The 17595-nt window shown below is 67.6% G+C and carries 21 protein-coding genes and 1 pseudogene; 7 read left to right on the top strand and 15 right to left on the bottom strand.

Features of this window, described 5'->3' with window-relative positions; translation table 11 throughout:
* Window positions 1–74: 74 nt before the first annotated feature.
* A pseudogene (locus A5759_RS26095) lies at window positions 75–188 on the top strand (CAP domain-containing protein); the annotation flags it as partial.
* Here the strand turns inward: A5759_RS26095 and A5759_RS08985 are convergent.
* Genes A5759_RS08985 through A5759_RS08965 form a run of 5 tightly spaced genes read right to left on the bottom strand, consistent with a single transcriptional unit; the run spans window position 185 to window position 4285 of the window.
* On the bottom strand, window positions 185–712 hold the full coding sequence (locus A5759_RS08985; RefSeq protein WP_068196433.1) for a DUF2231 domain-containing protein: 528 nt from the start codon (window positions 710–712) through the stop codon (window positions 185–187). The pseudogene A5759_RS26095 and the gene A5759_RS08985 sit on opposite strands and share 4 nt — an antisense overlap.
* 42 nt (window positions 713–754) lie before the next feature.
* The gene (locus A5759_RS08980) at window positions 755–1372 is read right to left on the bottom strand and encodes a DUF3159 domain-containing protein (RefSeq protein ID WP_068196432.1); all 618 of its coding nucleotides are present in this window, start codon (window positions 1370–1372) and stop codon (window positions 755–757) included.
* A gap of 29 nt (window positions 1373–1401) precedes the next feature.
* Window positions 1402–2835: an NAD(P)(+) transhydrogenase (Re/Si-specific) subunit beta gene (locus A5759_RS08975; protein ID WP_068196429.1), complete on the bottom strand. Its 1434-nt coding sequence runs from the start codon at window positions 2833–2835 to the stop codon at window positions 1402–1404.
* Complete coding sequence (locus A5759_RS08970; RefSeq protein WP_064394622.1) at window positions 2832–3170, bottom strand: NAD(P) transhydrogenase subunit alpha; 339 nt, start codon at window positions 3168–3170, stop codon at window positions 2832–2834. The genes A5759_RS08975 and A5759_RS08970 overlap by 4 nt, the downstream gene beginning before the upstream one ends.
* Window positions 3170–4285, bottom strand: a complete 1116-nt coding sequence (locus tag A5759_RS08965; protein WP_068196425.1) for a Re/Si-specific NAD(P)(+) transhydrogenase subunit alpha — start codon at window positions 4283–4285, stop codon at window positions 3170–3172. Before A5759_RS08965 ends, A5759_RS08970 begins: the two co-directional genes overlap by 1 nt.
* A gap of 114 nt (window positions 4286–4399) precedes the next feature.
* Between A5759_RS08965 and A5759_RS08960 the strand changes: the two genes are divergently transcribed.
* Together A5759_RS08960 and A5759_RS08955 are read left to right on the top strand one after the other, a co-directional pair.
* The gene (locus A5759_RS08960; RefSeq protein ID WP_197506005.1) at window positions 4400–5296 is read left to right on the top strand and encodes a DUF4436 domain-containing protein; all 897 of its coding nucleotides are present in this window, start codon (window positions 4400–4402) and stop codon (window positions 5294–5296) included.
* 69 nt (window positions 5297–5365) lie between these two features.
* Window positions 5366–6505, top strand: a complete 1140-nt coding sequence (locus A5759_RS08955; protein WP_068196420.1) for an acyl-CoA dehydrogenase family protein — start codon at window positions 5366–5368, stop codon at window positions 6503–6505.
* On the opposite strand, the gene A5759_RS08950 is transcribed toward A5759_RS08955, so the two are convergent.
* Window positions 6495–7700, bottom strand: a complete 1206-nt coding sequence (locus tag A5759_RS08950) for a sensor histidine kinase (protein ID WP_068196417.1) — start codon at window positions 7698–7700, stop codon at window positions 6495–6497. The genes A5759_RS08955 and A5759_RS08950 overlap by 11 nt on opposite strands.
* Window positions 7701–7707: 7 nt before the next feature.
* Window positions 7708–8361 (bottom strand): response regulator transcription factor, encoded by a 654-nt coding sequence (locus A5759_RS08945; RefSeq protein WP_082962055.1) that lies wholly within the window; start codon window positions 8359–8361, stop codon window positions 7708–7710.
* 176 nt (window positions 8362–8537) lie between these two features.
* Between A5759_RS08945 and A5759_RS08940 the strand changes: the two genes are divergently transcribed.
* Window positions 8538–8780 carry a hypothetical protein gene (locus A5759_RS08940; RefSeq protein ID WP_068196415.1) on the top strand — a complete coding sequence of 81 codons (243 nt, stop codon included), beginning with the start codon at window positions 8538–8540 and terminating at the stop codon, window positions 8778–8780.
* Window positions 8781–8832: 52 nt separating this feature from the next.
* On the opposite strand, the gene ahpD is transcribed toward A5759_RS08940, so the two are convergent.
* A complete protein-coding gene (ahpD, locus tag A5759_RS08935; protein WP_068196412.1) occupies window positions 8833–9366 on the bottom strand; it encodes an alkyl hydroperoxide reductase AhpD in 534 nt (177 codons plus the stop codon).
* A gap of 2 nt (window positions 9367–9368) precedes the next feature.
* The gene (locus tag A5759_RS08930) at window positions 9369–9956 is read right to left on the bottom strand and encodes a peroxiredoxin (RefSeq protein WP_064394629.1); all 588 of its coding nucleotides are present in this window, start codon (window positions 9954–9956) and stop codon (window positions 9369–9371) included.
* 217 nt (window positions 9957–10173) lie between these two features.
* On the opposite strand from A5759_RS08930, the gene A5759_RS08925 reads away from it, so the two are divergent.
* Genes A5759_RS08925 through A5759_RS08915 form a run of 3 tightly spaced genes read left to right on the top strand, consistent with a single transcriptional unit; the run spans window position 10174 to window position 12521 of the window.
* Window positions 10174–10428 (top strand): hypothetical protein, encoded by a 255-nt coding sequence (locus A5759_RS08925; protein WP_068196409.1) that lies wholly within the window; start codon window positions 10174–10176, stop codon window positions 10426–10428.
* 35 nt (window positions 10429–10463) lie between these two features.
* Window positions 10464–11717, top strand: a complete 1254-nt coding sequence (locus A5759_RS08920) for an acyl-CoA dehydrogenase family protein (protein WP_197506009.1) — start codon at window positions 10464–10466, stop codon at window positions 11715–11717.
* Window positions 11718–12521 (top strand): tyrosine-protein phosphatase, encoded by an 804-nt coding sequence (locus tag A5759_RS08915; protein WP_068196403.1) that lies wholly within the window; start codon window positions 11718–11720, stop codon window positions 12519–12521.
* Window positions 12522–12528: 7 nt separating this feature from the next.
* Here A5759_RS08915 and A5759_RS08910 read toward each other — a convergent pair whose 3' ends face one another.
* Genes A5759_RS08910 through A5759_RS08885 form a run of 6 tightly spaced genes read right to left on the bottom strand, consistent with a single transcriptional unit; the run spans window position 12529 to window position 17541 of the window.
* Window positions 12529–13692, bottom strand: coding sequence for an LLM class flavin-dependent oxidoreductase (locus A5759_RS08910; protein WP_066842010.1), 1164 nt, complete (start codon window positions 13690–13692; stop codon window positions 12529–12531).
* A 9-nt stretch (window positions 13693–13701) separates the two neighbouring features.
* The gene (locus A5759_RS08905) at window positions 13702–14187 is read right to left on the bottom strand and encodes a DUF456 domain-containing protein (RefSeq protein WP_068196401.1); all 486 of its coding nucleotides are present in this window, start codon (window positions 14185–14187) and stop codon (window positions 13702–13704) included.
* 44 nt (window positions 14188–14231) lie between these two features.
* A complete protein-coding gene (locus A5759_RS08900; RefSeq protein WP_068196386.1) occupies window positions 14232–14981 on the bottom strand; it encodes a methyltransferase domain-containing protein in 750 nt (249 codons plus the stop codon).
* Between the two features lie 22 nt (window positions 14982–15003).
* Complete coding sequence (locus A5759_RS08895) at window positions 15004–15708, bottom strand: haloacid dehalogenase type II (RefSeq protein WP_068196382.1); 705 nt, start codon at window positions 15706–15708, stop codon at window positions 15004–15006.
* A complete protein-coding gene (locus tag A5759_RS08890; RefSeq protein WP_068196379.1) occupies window positions 15709–16671 on the bottom strand; it encodes an NADPH:quinone oxidoreductase family protein in 963 nt (320 codons plus the stop codon). It lies immediately after the preceding gene.
* A 6-nt stretch (window positions 16672–16677) separates the two neighbouring features.
* On the bottom strand, window positions 16678–17541 hold the full coding sequence (locus tag A5759_RS08885; RefSeq protein WP_064417692.1) for an SDR family NAD(P)-dependent oxidoreductase: 864 nt from the start codon (window positions 17539–17541) through the stop codon (window positions 16678–16680).
* Window positions 17542–17595: the final 54 nt, after the last annotated feature.

The following is a 17595-nucleotide window of genomic DNA, read 5'->3' as shown; positions in this document are numbered from 1 at the left end:
AGGTGTTGGGGGTGTCGCCGACCGCACCGCGGGTCTAGACTTCGGTCATAACCGGCCCGTACTCGAGAGGTGACCCCATGGATCCGAATCCGGACTATGACGCGAGCGACGAGCTGGAGTACGGCGTGAACTGGTTCGCCTGGATTCTCCGCGGGGTGTACCCGCCGCCGGCCTATCCGCCGGTTTAACCCGTCAACTGCCAGCGGTGCACACCCGCGCCCTGGGCGTAGGACAGATGTCCGCCGAGCGCGCCGCCCACTGAGACCGCGGTCAACCCGAGCACGCTGAACGTGCGCGCCGCACCCACCTTGCCGCGCTTGTACTTCCGATAAGCCACCCAGAACGCCACTGCCGCGACCGTGTTGCCCGCCGCGTGCACGAGGCCGACCCGCCGCTGCCGCGTCCCCAGCGTGGGAAACTCCGCCAGCCCGGCCAGCACTGCGGGCGGTGTCGCGGCCAACCCGATCGCGATCAGCTGCCGCGCGGCGTCGCGGTCCTTGAACACCAGATCCAGCACCATCGACGACATCCACGCGCCGATCGGCAGGGTGACCATCAGCGGATGTGTGGGGTGACCCAGCCACGAGCCGCGCAGTCCCCGTGCCAACGCGCCGTCACCGAGCATCCGGTCGACGGCATCGGCCGTCCGGTCCGCGACCGCGTCGAGTGAGTCGGCCGATTCGGGCGTCTGAAGAAGCGCGTGCATGTCCATGCCGTCCGGTTACCCGACCGGCGCCGGCTGAATCGCCCGCTGTCAGGCAGCGCGCGGCAGCGTGCGCAGCGCCGTGCGGATCGCGAGGTAGATCACCGACGAGGTGATCACGAAGATCGGCCACCCCATCGCGACACGGGCCACGGCGAGCAGTCCCTCCCGGTCGGTGTCGTAGAGGTAGTACTGCACCAGAAAGCGCGACCACGACGACGTGGCCATCACCGCGGTGGCGATGTCGAAAGCCAGGCGCACCCGTGGGACCTGCCGCCAGGCACTGTCGCGTCCGGTGATCCACGCCCACACGACTCCGACCAGCGGACGCCGCACCACCAACGACGTGGTGAACGCGATCGCCAGAGCGAGGTACATCCAGATCCCCGGCAGATAGAAGTCCTTGGCGCGGCCGGTGATCAGGGCCACGACCGCGCAAACCGCCACCCCGGCGAAGCCGAACAGGGCGGGCCGTATCGAACCTCGTTGCAGCAGTTGCGCAATCGCCACGAGGGCCGCGGCGCCCACGGCGGCTCCGGTGGCCACCAGCAGGCCCAGCGTCGGCGACGATACAGCGAACACCGCGACCGGCAGCGCGGAGTAGACCAGTCCGCGCACGCCGCCCGCACGGGCCAGCAGGACCTCGACCGGCGAACGTCGCTCCGTCACCCGCTTGAGCTTACGGCTCCCAGGTAGCGCTAGAGCGCCTTGAGTTCCTCGATCACCGAGGTGACCGACTTCTTGGCGTCGCCGAACAGCATCGAGGTCTGGTCGAGGAAGAACAACGGGTTCTCGATGCCCGCATAGCCCGCGTTCATCGACCGCTTGAGCACGATCACCGAACGCGACTCGTCGACGTTGAGGATCGGCATGCCGTGAATCGGGCTCGACGGGTCGTTACGCGCGGCCGGATTGGTGACGTCGTTGGCGCCGATGACCAAAGTGACGTCGGTGCGGCCGAATTCGCCGTTGACGTCGTCCATCTCCTTCATCGAGTCGTACTCGACGTCGGCCTCGGCCAGCAGCACGTTCATGTGCCCGGGCATACGGCCCGCGACGGGATGGATGGCGTACTTCACCTCGACGCCTTTGCTTTCCAACAGGTCGGCCATCTCTTTGACGGTGTGCTGGGCCTGCGCGACGGCCAGCCCGTAACCGGGGACGACGATCACCTGGTTGGCGTAGGCCATCTGGATCGCGGCGTCCGCGGCGGAGGTGGCCTTGACCGTGCCCTGGTCGCCCCCCGGCCCGGCCACCGCCTCGGCGCCGCCGCCGAAGGAGCCGAACACGATCGCCGGGATCGACCGGTTCATCGCCACGGCCATCAGGTTGGTCAGGATCGAACCCGATGCGCCGACGATCATGCCCGCGACGATCATCGCGGTGTTGTCCAGCGCCAGACCCGCTGCGGCCGCGGACAATCCAGTCAGCGCGTTGAGCAACGAGATGACGACCGGCATGTCCGCGCCGCCGATCGGGAACACCACGAACAGGCCCATCAGGCCGGCGAACACCAGGACCAGCGCGATCGCCCACCCGGGGGTACCCGTGCCGGCGTTGAGCCCGATGTAGATCGCGGCGGCGGTCGCACCGAGCAGCAGCACGACGTTGGCGGCCTGAAACACCTTCGCGGAAGCAACAAGTCGCTTCTCGATGTTCTTGGGGATCGACTCCTGCAGTTTGAGGAACGCCACCAGCGAACCCCAGAACGACACCGACCCGATGATCGCGGCCAGCAGCGACCCCGCCACCAACGCGACCGTCGGATGCTGGTCGGGCGTGAAATGCGCGAAGCCGTCGGTCTCGATGAACTCCGCCCACGCGATCAACGCGACCGTGCCACCGCCGACGCCGTTGAACAGCGCCACCAACTGCGGCATCGCGGTCATCTTGGTCTTCTTGGCCGGTGGCACACCGAGAATCACGCCGAGCGCCAATCCGGCCACGATCAGCACCCAGTTGATCGGCGCGGTGTCGCGCACCTTGATCAGCGTGGCGATCACGGCGATGGCCATACCGGTGGCCGCGATCCAGTTGCCCCGCACCGCGGTTTTGGGTCCGGTCAGCCCGGACAGGCCGAGGATGAACAGCGAGAACGCGACGATATAGAGGACGGTGACGAGGTAGTTCACTTGTCAGCCGCCTCAACAGCTTTGGGCTCGGTGTTCTGGGCGGGCCTTCGCCCTTTGAACATCCCCAGCATCCGGTCGGTGACCAGGAAGCCGCCGATCACGTTGAGCGTGCCGAAGATCAGCGCCACGAAGGCGATCGTCCGCACACCCCATGGCGCGTCTGCGGGCAGATCACCCAGCACGATCAGCGCACCGAGCACCACGATGCCGTGGATGGCGTTGGTGCCCGACATCAGCGGTGTGTGCAAGGTGTTGGGCACCTTGGAGATCACGGCGAACCCGACGAACCCGGCGAGCACCAGGATCGCGAGATTGGCCAGCAGGTTGTCGTACATCAGTTTTCTCCCCGGGTGACGCAGGAGGCCGCCACCACCTCGTCATCGAAATCGGGCATGAGCTTGCCGTCGCTGATCAGTAGCTCCAGCAGCGAGGTCAGGTTCTTCGAGTACAGCTCGCTGGCGTGTTCGGGCATGGTGGCCGGAAGGTTCAGCGGTGAGGCGATCGTGACGCCATGGCGGACCACGGTCTGCCCCGGCTCGGTGAGCTCGCAGTTGCCGCCCGTCTCGCCGGCGAGGTCGACGACCACGCTGCCCGGCTTCATCCCCTCGACCGCGGCGGCGGTCACCAGTCGGGGCGCCGGCCTGCCGGGCACCAACGCGGTGGTGATCACGACGTCGAAGCCGGTGATCGCCTGCTCCAGTTCCTTCTGCTGTTGTGCGCGTTCCTCGTCGGACAGCTCGCGGGCATAGCCGCCCTCCCCGGCCGCCTCGATGCCCAGCTCGAGCCACTGCGCGCCGACCGAGCGGACCTGGTCGGCCACCTCGGGGCGCACGTCGTAGCCGGTGGTGCGCGCGCCGAGCCGCTTGGCGGTGGCCAGCGCCTGCAGCCCCGCCACGCCGACGCCGAGCACCAGCACCGACGCCGGTTTCACGGTGCCTGCGGCCGTGGTGAGCATCGGGAAGAACCGCGTCGACTCCGAAGCCGCCAGCAGCACGGCCTTGTAGCCCGCGACGTTGGCCTGTGACGACAGCGCGTCCATCACCTGGGCGCGCGAGATACGCGGGATCGCCTCGACGGCGAAGGCCTGCACACCTGCGGCCTTCAGGGCGGCGATCTGGTTGTCGTCGTTGCGGGGGGCGAGGAAACCGATCAGCGTCTGCCCGCTCGTGAGCTTGGCGACCTCTTCGGCGGTCGGCGGCGCAACTTTGACCACGACGTCGGTGCTCCATGCGTCACCGATCGTCGCGCCCGCTGCGGTGTAGAGGTCGTCGGGCAGAAGGGCCCGCTCACCCGCGCCGGACTCCACGACGACGGTGACACCGCTCTTCACCAGCGACGCGACGGCCTTCGGCACCAACGCGACGCGGCGCTCGTCGGCTTCTGATTCGCGTACCACCCCAACCGTCGGGGCCGCCCCGCCGGCGACATCAGCATGCGTCTGCTCTGTCATGACGGAACACCTTAACCGCTACCGCTGGTCACATCTAAATCGGTACGGTCAGTCGCGGATTTCCACCGGCACGGCGCACCGGAAACGGCGCCCGCGCGAACTAGCATCCCGAAGGTGCCGGAAGCGTCGTTGCCGAAGTCCCGTAATCGCCGACGCGCACGGCTGGCCGACATCGCCACGGTGCTGATCATCCTGGTCGTCTACATCACGTCGCTGGTCGGTTATCACTATCTCTCCGGCGAGCCCGTCTCCTTGGGTCCTCCTGACCTCGGAGACAGCGGGGACAACATCGTCCAGGTCACCCTGTCGGAACTGCACACCGTCGCCAACCAGATCGACGTCAAGGTCGTGGTCTTCCCGTCGGACAACCACATGAACGATGACCTCAATGTGGTCAACACCGATATCGCGGTGCGGCTGTTCATCAACGAGATCAACATCGACATCGAAGACCTGCAGACGCCGAAGGGCCAGTTGCCTGCCCAGATCAGCGCCACGCTGTCCGCGAAGGGCGACCCGGACAAGTGGCCTTTCGACTCGTACACGGTCGGCGCTCTGGGAGCCGACATCATCGTCGGAAGCGGTGACGACCGCACGTTCGAGCCCGCTCGGGTGGTGGTGACCGGCGGACTCGACGGGTGGGACATCGCCAGCACGCGAAGCGGGCCGGCCACCCAGTCGGCTGACGACGGCGACTACGAGACGGTGACGTTGAAACGCGCGAAGGGACCGCTCGCCTTCGATGTGGGCCTGTGCCTGGTGTTGATCACCCTGCCCGCGCTGGCTCTCTTCGTGTCGATCGAGATGCTGCGCGGACGGCGCAACTTCCTCCCGCCCTTCGGCACGTGGTACGCCGCCTCGCTGTTCGCGATCATCCCCATCCGCAACTTCATGCCCGGTGCGCCGCCGCCGGGCGCGTGGATCGACCAGATCCTGGTGCTGTGGGTGCTGCTCGCGTTGACGGGAGCGATGGTGCTGTACTTCGCGGCCTGGTGGCGACGCAGCGACTGACGGCGCGGTAGCCGCCGGCCAGGCCCGCCTATGGTGGTCTCGACCAGTACAACCACGGGAGGCCATCGGATGGCTGTCGACCGGCTGCTGCCCACCCCGGATGCCGAAGATTTGATCGCGTTGACCCGCGACATCGCCGACAAGGTGCTCGACCCGATCGTCGACGACCACGAGAAGGCCGAGCGCTATCCCGAAGGCGTGATGGCGCAACTGGGGGCGGCCGGACTGCTCAGCCTGCCCCAACCCGAGGAGTGGGGTGGTGGCGGCCAACCCTACGAGGTGTACCTCCAGGTGCTCGAGGAGTTGGCGGCCCGGTGGGCGGCCGTCGCGGTGGCGGTCAGCGTGCACAGCCTGTCGTCGCATCCCCTGCTGATGTTCGGCGCCGACGAGCAGAAGCGGCGCTGGCTGCCCGGCATGTTGTCGGGTGAGCAGATCGGCGCCTACAGCCTGTCGGAGCCGCAGGCCGGTTCGGACGCAGCGGCGTTGCGCTGCGCGGCTGCCAAGACGGGGGACGGGTACGTCATCAACGGCTCCAAGTCGTGGATCACCCACGGCGGGCGTGCCGATTTCTACACGTTGTTCGCGCGGACGGGCGAGGGGTCGAAGGGCATCTCGTGCTTCCTGGTGCCCGGTGACCTGCCCGGGCTGAGCTTCGGGAAGCCCGAGGAGAAGATGGGCCTGCACGCGATCCCGACCACGTCGGCGTTCTACTCCGATGCCCGCATCGACGCGGACCGGCTGATCGGCGCCGAGGGCCAAGGCCTGCAGATCGCCTTCTCTGCACTGGATTCCGGGCGGTTGGGCATCGCCGCGGTCGCGACCGGGCTGGCCCAGGCCGCGCTCGACGAGGCCGTCGCCTACGCCAACGAGCGAACGACGTTCGGGCGCAAGATCATCGACCATCAGGGCCTCGGCTTCCTGGTGGCCGACATGGCCGCTGCGGTCGCCAGTGCGCGGGCTACGTACCTGGACGCGGCGCGTCGACGTGATCAGGGCCGGCCGTACTCACAGCAGGCCAGTGTCGCCAAGCTGATCGCCACCGACGCCGCGATGAAGGTGACCACCGACGCGGTGCAGGTGTTCGGCGGTGCCGGTTACACTCGCGACTACCGCGTCGAGCGCTACATGCGGGAAGCGAAGATCACCCAGATCTTCGAGGGCACCAACCAGATTCAGCGCCTCGTCATCGCCCGCGGGCTCACGTCCTGATCTCGGCCGGTTCACCGAGCGACGGTTCGGGCGGCGAGGTGACCGTGACCCGTGTGCCGTGGCCTTCTTCCGAGCTCACCTTCAGCGACCCGCCCATGGCGTCGAACCGGGCCAGCAGTGAGCCCAGGCCGATATGGCCGTCGGCGACGTACTGCTCGATGATCGCCGGGTCGAATCCCTTGCCGTCGTCGGAGACCGTCAGCACGACCCGGTCCCCTTGCCGCGACAGTCCCACCCGCACCGTCGTCGCGTCGGCGTGCTTGTAGATGTTGGTCAGCAGTTCGCGGGCCGCCCGGTAGAGCAACTGCTGCGATTCGGGCTTGCCGACGTCGTCGAGGTCCGCCTCGATCTCGTAGAGACCACGGGACTCGTGCTGGCGCAGCAGTTCTCGTACCGCCGGGGTGAGCCCCAGTTGGGCCAGCACTTGAGGGTGCAGTTGGGTCACCGTCGAGCGCAGCGCCGCGGCGGTCTGCTGCAACGCGTCGCGAAGCGCCTCCAGCGCGGGATCGTCGCTGTTCTCCTGCAATTCGTCGAGGTCCAGACGCGCCGCGAGCAGTGTCTGCAGCGGTCCGTCGTGCAGGTTCTCGGCGACCTCTCGGTTGTGGCGCTCGTCGGCCTGCATCGCCTCGGAAACCAGTTGGCGCCGTACCGCTTGCAGCTTCGCCACCCGCGCCTGGCGGCGGACCAGCACCATGCACAGCGCGGTCATCGCCACCGCACCCCACAGCAGGAAGCCGAAGTGGGTGTAGACGACATTCGGCAATCCCATCGTGTCGTCGCGTTTCGAGTACACCACCCACGCCCCGAGATAGGCCGTCGCCGTGCCGATTCCGAGCAGTGCGGTCAGCATGGGCCGGTCCTGGAACGCGACCGCGATGGGCAGCAGGAAGAAGACGGGGAGCAGCGCGGCGGTGGCGCCACCGGAGACCAGGCACAGCACCAGGATCATCAGGACGTCGACGCCGGTGGACGCCCAGCCTGCCCACCAGGGCACCGGGCCGCGCAACACCGCGACGAGCCACAGCACGGCCGCGACCGCCCATATCCCGAGCACCACCGCGTACAGCCCGGGAAGCCAGTGGTCGACCTCCCAGATCACCACCAGCACCGCGATGAGCGCGAGCAGCGGCAGCCGCAGGACCGCGGAAACACGTACGGGCTCCGCGGTGAGGAAGCTCGCGATCCGGTTCAGCACGACGGTGTCAGTCCAGCAGCTTGCGGCGCATCGCCTCGGCGACGGCGGCGCCGCGGTCGTTGACGCCGAGCTTCTCGTAGAGCCGCTGCACGTGGGTCTTCACCGTCGATGGCGCCAGGAACAGCTGCTTGGCCATCGCCGGGATGCTGGTCCCGGACGCGATCAGTCGGAGCACCTCGCGTTCCCTCGGGCTCAGCGTCGGACCGTTGGGTTCAGAGCGCTTGCGGATCTCACCGGCCAGGCCGGCGGCCAGGCTCGGTGCGACGACATCTCGGCCCTTGGCGCAATCGAGCACCGCGTTGACGAGCTCCGCCCGAGTGGATTCCTTGGGCAGGAATCCCGCTGCGCCGTTCTGCAGTGCCTGATAGACGATCGCGGACTCGTCGTGCGCGGAGATGAGCAACACTCGCGTGGGCAGTTCGTCCCGTATGACAGCGGCCGCCACCTCGGACCCGTCCATGCCCGGCATCCGGTAGTCCAGCAGGGCCACCTGCGGGGTATGTGAGCGGATCGCTTCGAGAGCGGTCGCGCCGTCGTCGGCCTCCGCCACCACCTCGATCTGGCCGCTGGACACCAGCGCTCGGACCACCCCGTCGCGAAACATCGGATGGTCGTCACCCACCACCACCCGGACCTTGTCACCGGTCGTACCGCTCGCCACGGGTGTCAGCTTGGCATAGCGGGGCGTCCGCTTCCCCTATTTGGGGGACACGAGATTCATCCCGATCGCCCACCGGTCTCCCGACATACAGCGCGATTGTGTTGCAGCACTCTTGAGTCATCGCCGGAACAAGCCGGTGGTCAGAACAAGACAACAAGGATCAAAGGAGATTCGAAATGACCACCAACACCAATCGCCGCCTCGCCCGCTTCGTCGCGCTGCCGGTCCTCGGGGCCGGAATCCTCGCCGGGGCACTCGGTTTCGCCGGAGCCGCCAGCGCGGGTACCTACTCCCCCGACAACACGCCGCGGCCGGGCATCGTCGCGACGCCCAGCGTCCACGCTCCGTCGGTTCAGAACGGAACGCACGGCCACCGCATCGACCACATCGAGTTCGAGCAGCCGTCCTATCACCGGTGAGGGGGGACGAAAGCGGGGGCACCGATTCGGTGCCCCCGCTTCACGTGTTCGATCAGACCGAGGTCAGCACCTCGGCGGTCTGCAGCGCCTGGCCCACACCGGAGACGATCGAGGCCAACCGGATCGCTTCGAAGATGACCGTGCGTGACACGTCGGCGTCGCGCAGGGTCTTCTCGTGCGCTGTGACGCAATGGCCGCATCCGTTCATCGCCGACACCGCCAGCGACCACAGCTCGAAATCCTCCTTGGCGACACCGGGATTGCCGATGATGTTCATCCGCAGCCCGGCCCGCAGGTCGTCATAGGCGCCGTCGAGCTGGCCCTTGGTGCGGTAGAAGACGTTGTTCATCCCCATGATCGCGGCCGCACCGAGGGCGGCGTTGTAGGCCTCCTGGCTCAGGATGTCCAGAGCGTCCTCGGCGATCTCCCGCAGCAGTCGCTCGTTCCTCGTCGCCGCGGCGGTCGCCACCAGGGCGCCCCACAACTGCTCCTCGGACAGCTCGGTTGTCTTGACGATGCTGCCGAAGTTGAGCTTCAGGTCCTTGGCGTACTCCGGAAGGGCTTCCTTGATGTTGTCGATGCTCATGGTTACACCGCCTCTGCCAGCAGCTCGGCCGGCTTGATCGTGGGATCACCCTTCTTCCAGTTGCAGGCGCACAGCTCGTCGGACTGCAGCGCATCGAGCACGCGCAGCACCTCGTCGACGTTGCGGCCCACGGATCCTGCCGTCACCGACACGAACTGGATCTCGTTGTTCGGGTCGATGATGAACGTCGCCCGGTCGGCCACGCCGTCGGCGTTGAGCACACCGGTCGCCAGCGACAGCTCGCGCTTGAGGTCCGAAGCCATCGGGAACGGCAGCTTCTTGAGGTCCTCGTGCTGGGCGCGCCACTGGAAGTGGACGAACTCGTTGTCGACGGACACGCCGATGACCTTCGCGTCGCGGTCCTCGAAGTCGTCGTTGAGCTTGCCGAACGTGGCGATCTCCGTCGGGCACACGAAGGTGAAGTCCTTCGGCCAGAAGAAGACGATCCGCCACTTGCCCTCGTGGTCCTCGCTGGTCACGCGGGTGAAATAGTCGTCGGGCTGCTTGGCATCGACCTCGGAGAGGTCACCGCCGACCACCGCCGCCATGTCGTACCTGGGGAACTGGTCACCGATTGTCAACAATGCCATTCGCGAGCACCATCCTTATCGCTTAGTTTGGATTCAGTCCAGATTACGTATTCGATACTCGGCCTTTCTCGGTGCGAAGGCAAGCTAAACGAACGTGATTGTGGCCACACCTGCGCCGTGAAATGGGTTCGCTGTCAGCGTATTTCGGGGTCCACCGGGACGGACGCATCGCAGAGTGCGCGGACCCTCGCGCCAGCGACGTTGCTACGGTCGATGGATGTCGAACATCTCCGAGAACGACCGCATCGAGGACGTCACGCCCGGCGACATCGTCCTCGTCGACCGCGGCGCCGAACCCGTCCCGTCCAAGGTGGTGCACAAGGACGTCAACGACGGCACGGCCGTCATCACCTACGAGCTCGACGACGGTACGACGTTCCAGGTCGAATACGCCGCGGGCACCCGGGTGACCCGCAGCCTGGAGGCCAAGTGGGAGTCCGGGCAAAGCCCGACGCAGCACAAACCCGTCTGAGGAGGTGACATATCGTGGCGGGCATGGACTTCGCGATGTCGGCCAAGGCTCAGGACTACCACCAGCGCCTGGGCGAATTCATGACGGAATTCGTCTTCCCCGCCGAGGCCGAGTACCACCGCTACCGCGAAGAGGCCGGTCCCAAGGACCACACCGTCCCGCCGATCGTCGAGGACCTCAAGAAGCTCGCCAAGGAACGCGGGTTGTGGAATCTGTTCCTGCCCGCCGAGTCGGGTCTGAGCAACCTCGAGTACGCGCAGCTGGCCGAGCTGACCGGTTGGAGCATGGAGATCGCGCCCGAGGTCACCAACTGCGCGGCCCCCGACACCGGCAACATGGAGACGCTGCACCTGTTCGCCAATGAGCAGCAGCGCAAGCAATGGCTCGAACCGCTGCTGGCCGGCGAGATCCGCAGCGCCTTCGCGATGACCGAACCCGCGGTCGCCTCCAGCGACGCCCGCAACATCGAGACCACGATGCTGCGCGACGGGGACGACTACGTCATCAACGGTCGCAAGTGGTGGATCACCGGCGCGGCCGATCCGCGCTGCAAGATCATGATCGTGATGGGCCGCACGAATCCGGATGCGGCCAGCCACCAGCAGCAGTCGATGATCCTCGTGCCGACCGACACCCCGGGCGTCGACATCCAACGTTCGCTTCCGGTGTTCGGCTACCAAGACCAGCACGGGCATTGCGAGATCGTCTTCGACAACGCAAGGGTGCCGGCCGAGAACCTGCTCCACGAAGAGGGCAGCGGGTTCGCGATCGCCCAGGCCCGCCTCGGCCCGGGGCGTATCCACCACTGCATGCGCGCGATCGGCGCCGCCGAGCGGGCGCTGGCGTTGATGATCGACCGTGTGCAGAACCGCGTGGCGTTCGGCAAGCCGTTGTCCGAGCAGGGGGTGGTGCGCGAGTCGATCGCCAAGTCGCGCAACCAGATCGACCAGGCCCGCCTGCTGTGCCACAAGGCGGCGTGGACGATCGACGAGCAGGGCAACAAGAGCAAGGACGCGCAGGTGCTGGTCGCCCAGATCAAGGCGGTCGCCCCGCAGATGGCGTGCGACGTCATCGACCGCGCGATCCAGGTGCACGGCGGTATGGGGATCTGTGATGACGTGCCCCTGGCCCGGCTGTACGCCTGGCACCGCGCGATGCGGCTGTTCGACGGGCCGGACGAGGTGCATATGAGGACCATCGCCCGCGCCGAACTCGGTAGGGAGAAAAGCGCTTTCGCGACGGCGGCGAGCCGCCAATCGGGCCCAGCGGTGGCCGGAGGAGCCGGATAGGTGGCGGGCAACCCCGACGCCCTGTCAGGGGCGTGGAACTTCCGCGACATCTCCGAGGAGACCGGTATCAGACCCGGGCAGTTCTTCCGGTCCAGCGAGCTGAGCGGTCTGGACGAGGTGGGCCGCGAGCTGTTGCGCCGGTTGAACATCACCGATGTCGCCGACCTGCGCTCGGACCGTGAGGTCGAGCGGCGCGGGCCCGGGCGGGTGCCCGACGGCGTCGCGATACACCGGCTGCCGTTTCACGAGCTTGCCAAACCCGGCGCGGAGGCCCCCCATGAGCAGAGCTTCCAGCGCATGATGACCGAAAAGCCCGACGACGAAGACGTGGCGGTGGCGGCGGGCCGGTTCATGACCGAGGAGTACCAGAAGTTCCCGACGCTGCCCGGTGCGCATTTGGCCGTGCGCCAGGTCATTTCGATGCTCGCCGGGCAACGCCCGGTCATCGCGCACTGCTTCGCCGGTAAGGACCGCACGGGCTTCACGGTCGCAACCGTGCTCGAGGCGGTCGGTGTGCAGCGCGATGCCATCCTGGCCGACTTCCTGCGCAGTAACGAGGCAGTACCGCAGCTGCGCGAAAGCATCCTCGAGTCGATCCGCAACCGGTCAGAGGACACCACCGACGAAATCGTCACCTTCGCCGAGGCGCGGCTTACCGAGGAGGTGCTCGGCGTGCGCGAGGACTACCTCGAAACCGCGCGACGTTCGATCGTCGAGAACTACGGCTCGGTGCGGGGCTACCTCGAGGCCGCCGGCGTCACCGACGATGAGGTCGTGCGGCTGCGCACCGTCCTGCTCGGCTGAAATCCGGTCAGGCCCCGCCTTTTTCGGCCTCGTACTTCTGCGTCATGTGCTCGATCGCGGACAGCTGCGTCTGGGCCAGGTTCTCGCGCACATCGCGGGCGCGCGCCGCGGCGTCGAGCGTCGGCTGGGCCTGACCCTGGAAGTGCGGTATGACCTCGGCGGCGAACAGTTCCGCGCTGCGCTTGGTGGCGGCGGGATTGGCCCATTCGTGGCCCATCTGGAGCATGCACCCGAAGCCGCCGGACTGATCCCACAGCCGCTGCACCTGGGCGCGGGCTCGTTCGGGTGTTCCGATCACTCCGGCGCCCGCGTTGTTGATGATGTCGATCATGTCGTCGATCCGGTCCCCGGGAATCGTCATCTGCGGGAATGCGGCGACCTTCTGGAAGTAGTTGAACCACGGCTCGATACCGAAGCGGACGTCGGCGCGCGCTTGTTCGTCGGTTTCGGCGATGTGCATGGGGCACACGAGCGACCAGTTGCGGCGGTCGACCGTGGTGCCGAACGCGGCCGCCCGTTCCTCGGCGATCCCCCAGTGATGCGCGAGCGCATCGAATCCCTCGACGACGAGCGTCGCACCGATCGACAGCAGGCCGATTCCGTGCTTGCCTGCCAGCCGCGCCCCGGTCGGTGAGGCCACCGCGGCGACACTGAGCGGGATTCCGTCCTCCGCATAAGGCGCCAGTTGCAGTCTGGCGTCGTGGAGTTCGTGGGTGGCGGTCTTGGCCGAGACCGTTTCGCCCTTGAGCAACCGCACGACGATGTCGAGGTTGGTCTCCAGAAGTTCACGGGTGTCGGTGGGCGTCAGGCCGATCATCGCCGAGTCGGTGGGCAGCGAGCCGGGCCCCATGCCGCCGATGATGCGGCCGTGGGTGAGGTGGTCGAGCAGCATCAGCCGGTCGGCCGCCCACAGCGGGTTGTGGTACGCCAGCGAGATGACGCCGGTGCCGAACCGGATCCGCTTGGCGCGCTGCGCGGCCGCCGCGATGAACACCTCGGGTGAGCTGATGATCTCGCTTCCCGCCGAATGGTGCTCGCCGATCCACGCCTCGTCGAAGCCCAGCGCGTCGAGGTGCTCGATGAGCTCCAGATCGCGCTGCAGCGCGAGCGTCGGGTTGGTGCCGGCGCGGTGAAACGGTGCGATGAAGTATCCGAAACGCAGCTTGGCCATGCCTGCAAGCTACTGCGTCAGGTACACCCCGATGACCCAAACGACGGTGGCGAGCAATGCGCCGGCCATTTCGACGCCGACCGACAAGGCGACGCCCTTGAGCGCATGCTTCGTCGACACCCACGCCACGCGCCGGTTGTGCCGGTTGGTCAGTTCAGAGAGATAGATGCCCAGCACGAAGCCGATCGGGAGTCCGAGTATGGGGATCACGAAGAAGCCGACCACGCCGAGCGCTCCGCCCGCGACCAGGCTCAGGGTGCGCACATCAGCCTCCCGCATCCGTCGCACCGGCCACGTGTACTTGATCAGCGCCGCAGCACCGAGCAGCACGGTCGCCACGGCCAGCGTCACCCACGCGGCGGGTTCCTGCTCGACGAGCGCCCACACCGCGATCGCCCCGAAGACCAGCAGTGTCCCGGGAAGCACCGGCACCACGATGCCGACGATGCCGACCGCGATGGCCAACGCGACAAGCACGATCCCGCCGGTGGTCATGGGTTGAATCTACGTGTGGTCGTAGCGGCTCGGCCGCGGTCGGCTCACGGGCGCCGGGCCCGCACCCACTGGAGGTTGCCGACGGACTTGGTGCGCACGCCGACGAACCCGCGTTGCTCGAACATGTCGCCGAGTTCGTCTTCGGCGAAGAAGCGGGCCCCGCCGCTGGACAACCATCGCAGCGGCGGCGGCACATTGCCGACCGTGGGCGCCATGATCGCGATCCGGCCGCCCGGCCGCAGCACGCGGTACATCTCGGCCACCGCCGACGACGGCTCCGGGATCAGTTGCACCACCGCCAGCGACGTCACCGCGTCCAAGGTCTCGTCCCGGAACGGCAACCGCTGGGCGTCCGCCCGCAGAAATCCGACGTTGGGCCCGGCCTGCGCGCTGACCGCCCGCGCCAGCATCGGTCTCGAGATGTCGATGCCCAGCGCCAACCCAGCCGGTCCCGCCGCGCGGGCCAGCGAGGCGGTGACGTTGCCCGGCCCGCTTCCGATGTCGAGCGCGATACCGCCCTTCGGAATGTCGAGCCAGTCGATCGGCAGCTGCCAGGCGCCCACGAATCTGCGGACGATGCCCTGGGTGTAGTCGTAGAACATCGACCCCGGGCCCGACGCCCACACGGCCTGGATCAGACCGCGGTTCGCCGGCGGTGCCTGCTTCGGTGATGCCGCGTCGTCGAGCAGGTCCAGGTAGCCGTCGCGGACCTCGAGACGCGCCGGCGGATCGGAGAACAGCTCGACCGCCCTGCGCAGCGCAGGCGGCAGCGACGATTTCGGCTGATCGGTCACGCTTTCACGCTACCCCTGCGGTTCAGGCCCCGAGCTGGTCGGCCAGGTCGGCGAAATCGGCTGCCATGACGTCGAACTCGCCGTCCTCGATCTTCGACGGGCGGCGGCGGCGCGCCCCGTACTCCAGCGGCCGGTCGACGTAGGCGGTCATCAGGCCCGCCCGCTTCGCACCGCGCAGGTCGCTGGCGTGCGCGGCCACCAGCATCAGCTCACTGGGCGCGACGTCGAGCAGCTCGGCGCACCCGAGATAGGCCTCGGGATCGGGTTTGTAGTGGCAGAACAGCTCGGCCGAGATCACGCAGTCCCACGGCAGGGCCGCACGCTTGGCCATATTCGTCAGCAGCGAGACGTTCCCGTTGGACAGCGTCGTGATGAGGTAGCACGCCTTCAACCGGGTGAGGCCGTCCACGGCGTCGGGCCACGGGTCGAGGCGGTGCCAGGCCCGGTTGAGATTCTCGACGGCCGCGGCATCGACGCTCGTGATCCCCGCCGCGTCGAGCAGCTCGACGAGGATCATGCGGTGCAGGTCGTCGATCTTGGTCCACGGCAGCTCACCGCGGCGCACCCGGTCCATCGCTGGCGGATAGCCGGCCCGCCAGTCGTCGGCGAAGGCCGCCCAATCCCGTTGCACGCCATGGGTGCGACCGAACTCCTCGAGCTCGCGGATGATGCTCGAACGCCAGTCGACGACAGTGCCGAACACGTCGAATGCCAGCGCCTTCGGCATCTACGGCTCCAACACGACCTTGCCGAGCACGCCGCCGTCGGCGAGGACCTGCAACGCCTCGGCGCCCTTCGACAGCGCGAAGCGCATCGGCGGCGGCGGGCGCAATCCAGCCTCGACGAGCTGCGCGACGCCGAACTCGAACACCGACTGCGAGCCCGGCTTGCGGTTCACATATTCGCCGTAGCCCACCCCGATCACCGCCACATTGCGCAGCAGCAGCCGGTTCACCCTCACCGTCGGAATCCCGCCCGCCGCAAAACCGATCACCAGCAGCCTGCCCTCCACGGCGAGCGCGCGGATCGCGTCGTCGAACGCGTCGCCGCCGATGGGGTCGACCACCAGATCGACACCGTGGCCGTCGGTCGCGTCCTTGACCGCCTGCAGCCAGCCGTCGGTCAGCGGTAGCACGACGTCGGCGCCCAGCGACTCGACGAATTCGATCGCGTGCGGCCGGTGTACCATCGCGATCACCCTGGCGCCCAACGCCTTCGCGATCTGCACCGCCGCGGTGCCCACACCGCCCGCCGATCCCAGGACCAGCACCGTCTCGCCCGGTCGCAGCGCGCCCCGCTTGGCCAGCGCGAAGTACATCGTCTGGTAGTTGCCCAGCAGCGCAACGGCTTCCGCGTCGTCGAGGCCGTCGGGCGTCGGTGTCAGGCTGTCGGGTGACACTGCCACCCGCTCGGCCCACCCGCCGAGCATCGACAGCGCGGTCACCCGCTGCCCGGGTTCGAACTCCGACTCGTACGGCGCCGAGCGCACCACCCCGGCGACCTCCATGCCGGGGACGAACGGCGGTTCGAGCCGCAGCTGGTACTCCCCGCGCAGCAGCAACAGGTCCGGGAAGCTGACCCCGGCCGCACCGACGTCGACAACGACGACGTCCTCGCCGCCAACATCATCGACGTCGGTGTACGCCAGTCCAGCCGGTCCGGTGAGTTCCTGCGCGACAAGCGCTTTCATCGAAACTCAGCCGAGGCTGAAGGTGGCCCGCTGTGCCGCCGACAGGTCGGTGATCTCGCCCCACTTCGCGGCGATGTCGTCGACAGAAGGCACCTCGGAGAAGGTGAGCCCCTCGTTCTGGAACAGCGCTACCCGTTGGACTTTGCCGCCACCGACGATGAACACCGAAGCGGTGTCGGGCAGTTCCTCGGTCATCAGGTAGGCCACCACGGGCGCAACATATTCCGGCGTCAGCTTCTCGAAGACCTCCGGCGGCAGGATGTCCTGCGTCATGCGGGTCGCCGCGATCGGGGCGACGGCGTTGGCCTTGATGTTGTACTTCGCGCCCTCCTGGGCCAGCGTGTTGATCAGGCCGACGAGGCCGAGCTTGGCGGCGCCGTAGTTGGCCTGGCCGAAGTTTCCGAACAGACCGCTGGTCGAGGTGGCCACCACGACGCGCCCGAAGCCGTTCTCCCGGAAGTGCGGCCATGCGGCGCGGATCACGTTGTAACCGCCGTACAGGTGCACCTTGAGCACGGCGTCCCAGTTGGCGAACTCCATCTTGTGGAATGTGCCGTCGCGCAGGATGCCCGCGTTGGAGACCACACCGTCGACCTTGCCGAACTCGTCGAGCGCGGTCTTGATGATGTTCTCGGCGCCCTCGGGCTCGGCGACCGAGTCGTAGTTGGCGACCGCGCGGCCACCGGCGTCCTTGATCTCCTGGACGACCTGGTCGGCCATGTTCTGGCCGGCGCCGGTGCCGTCTCGGGCACCACCGAGGTCGTTAACGACGACGCTGGCGCCCTCTTTGGCGAGCGTCAACGCGTATTCGCGTCCGAGTCCGCCTCCGGCCCCGGTGACGACGACGACGCGATCCTGCACTCCTGGCATGGGGTTCCTTTCCACATTCCGCCGCGATTTCGGTGTAGTTGGTTGCGCTGGCCG

This window comes from Mycobacterium sp. 852014-52144_SCH5372336, assembly GCF_001665615.1.
Classification (GTDB): Bacteria; Actinomycetota; Actinomycetes; order Mycobacteriales; family Mycobacteriaceae; genus Mycobacterium; species Mycobacterium neumannii_A.
The sequence above is the reverse complement of the archived record's forward strand: the minus strand, read 5'-3'. Positions and strand labels throughout refer to the sequence as shown.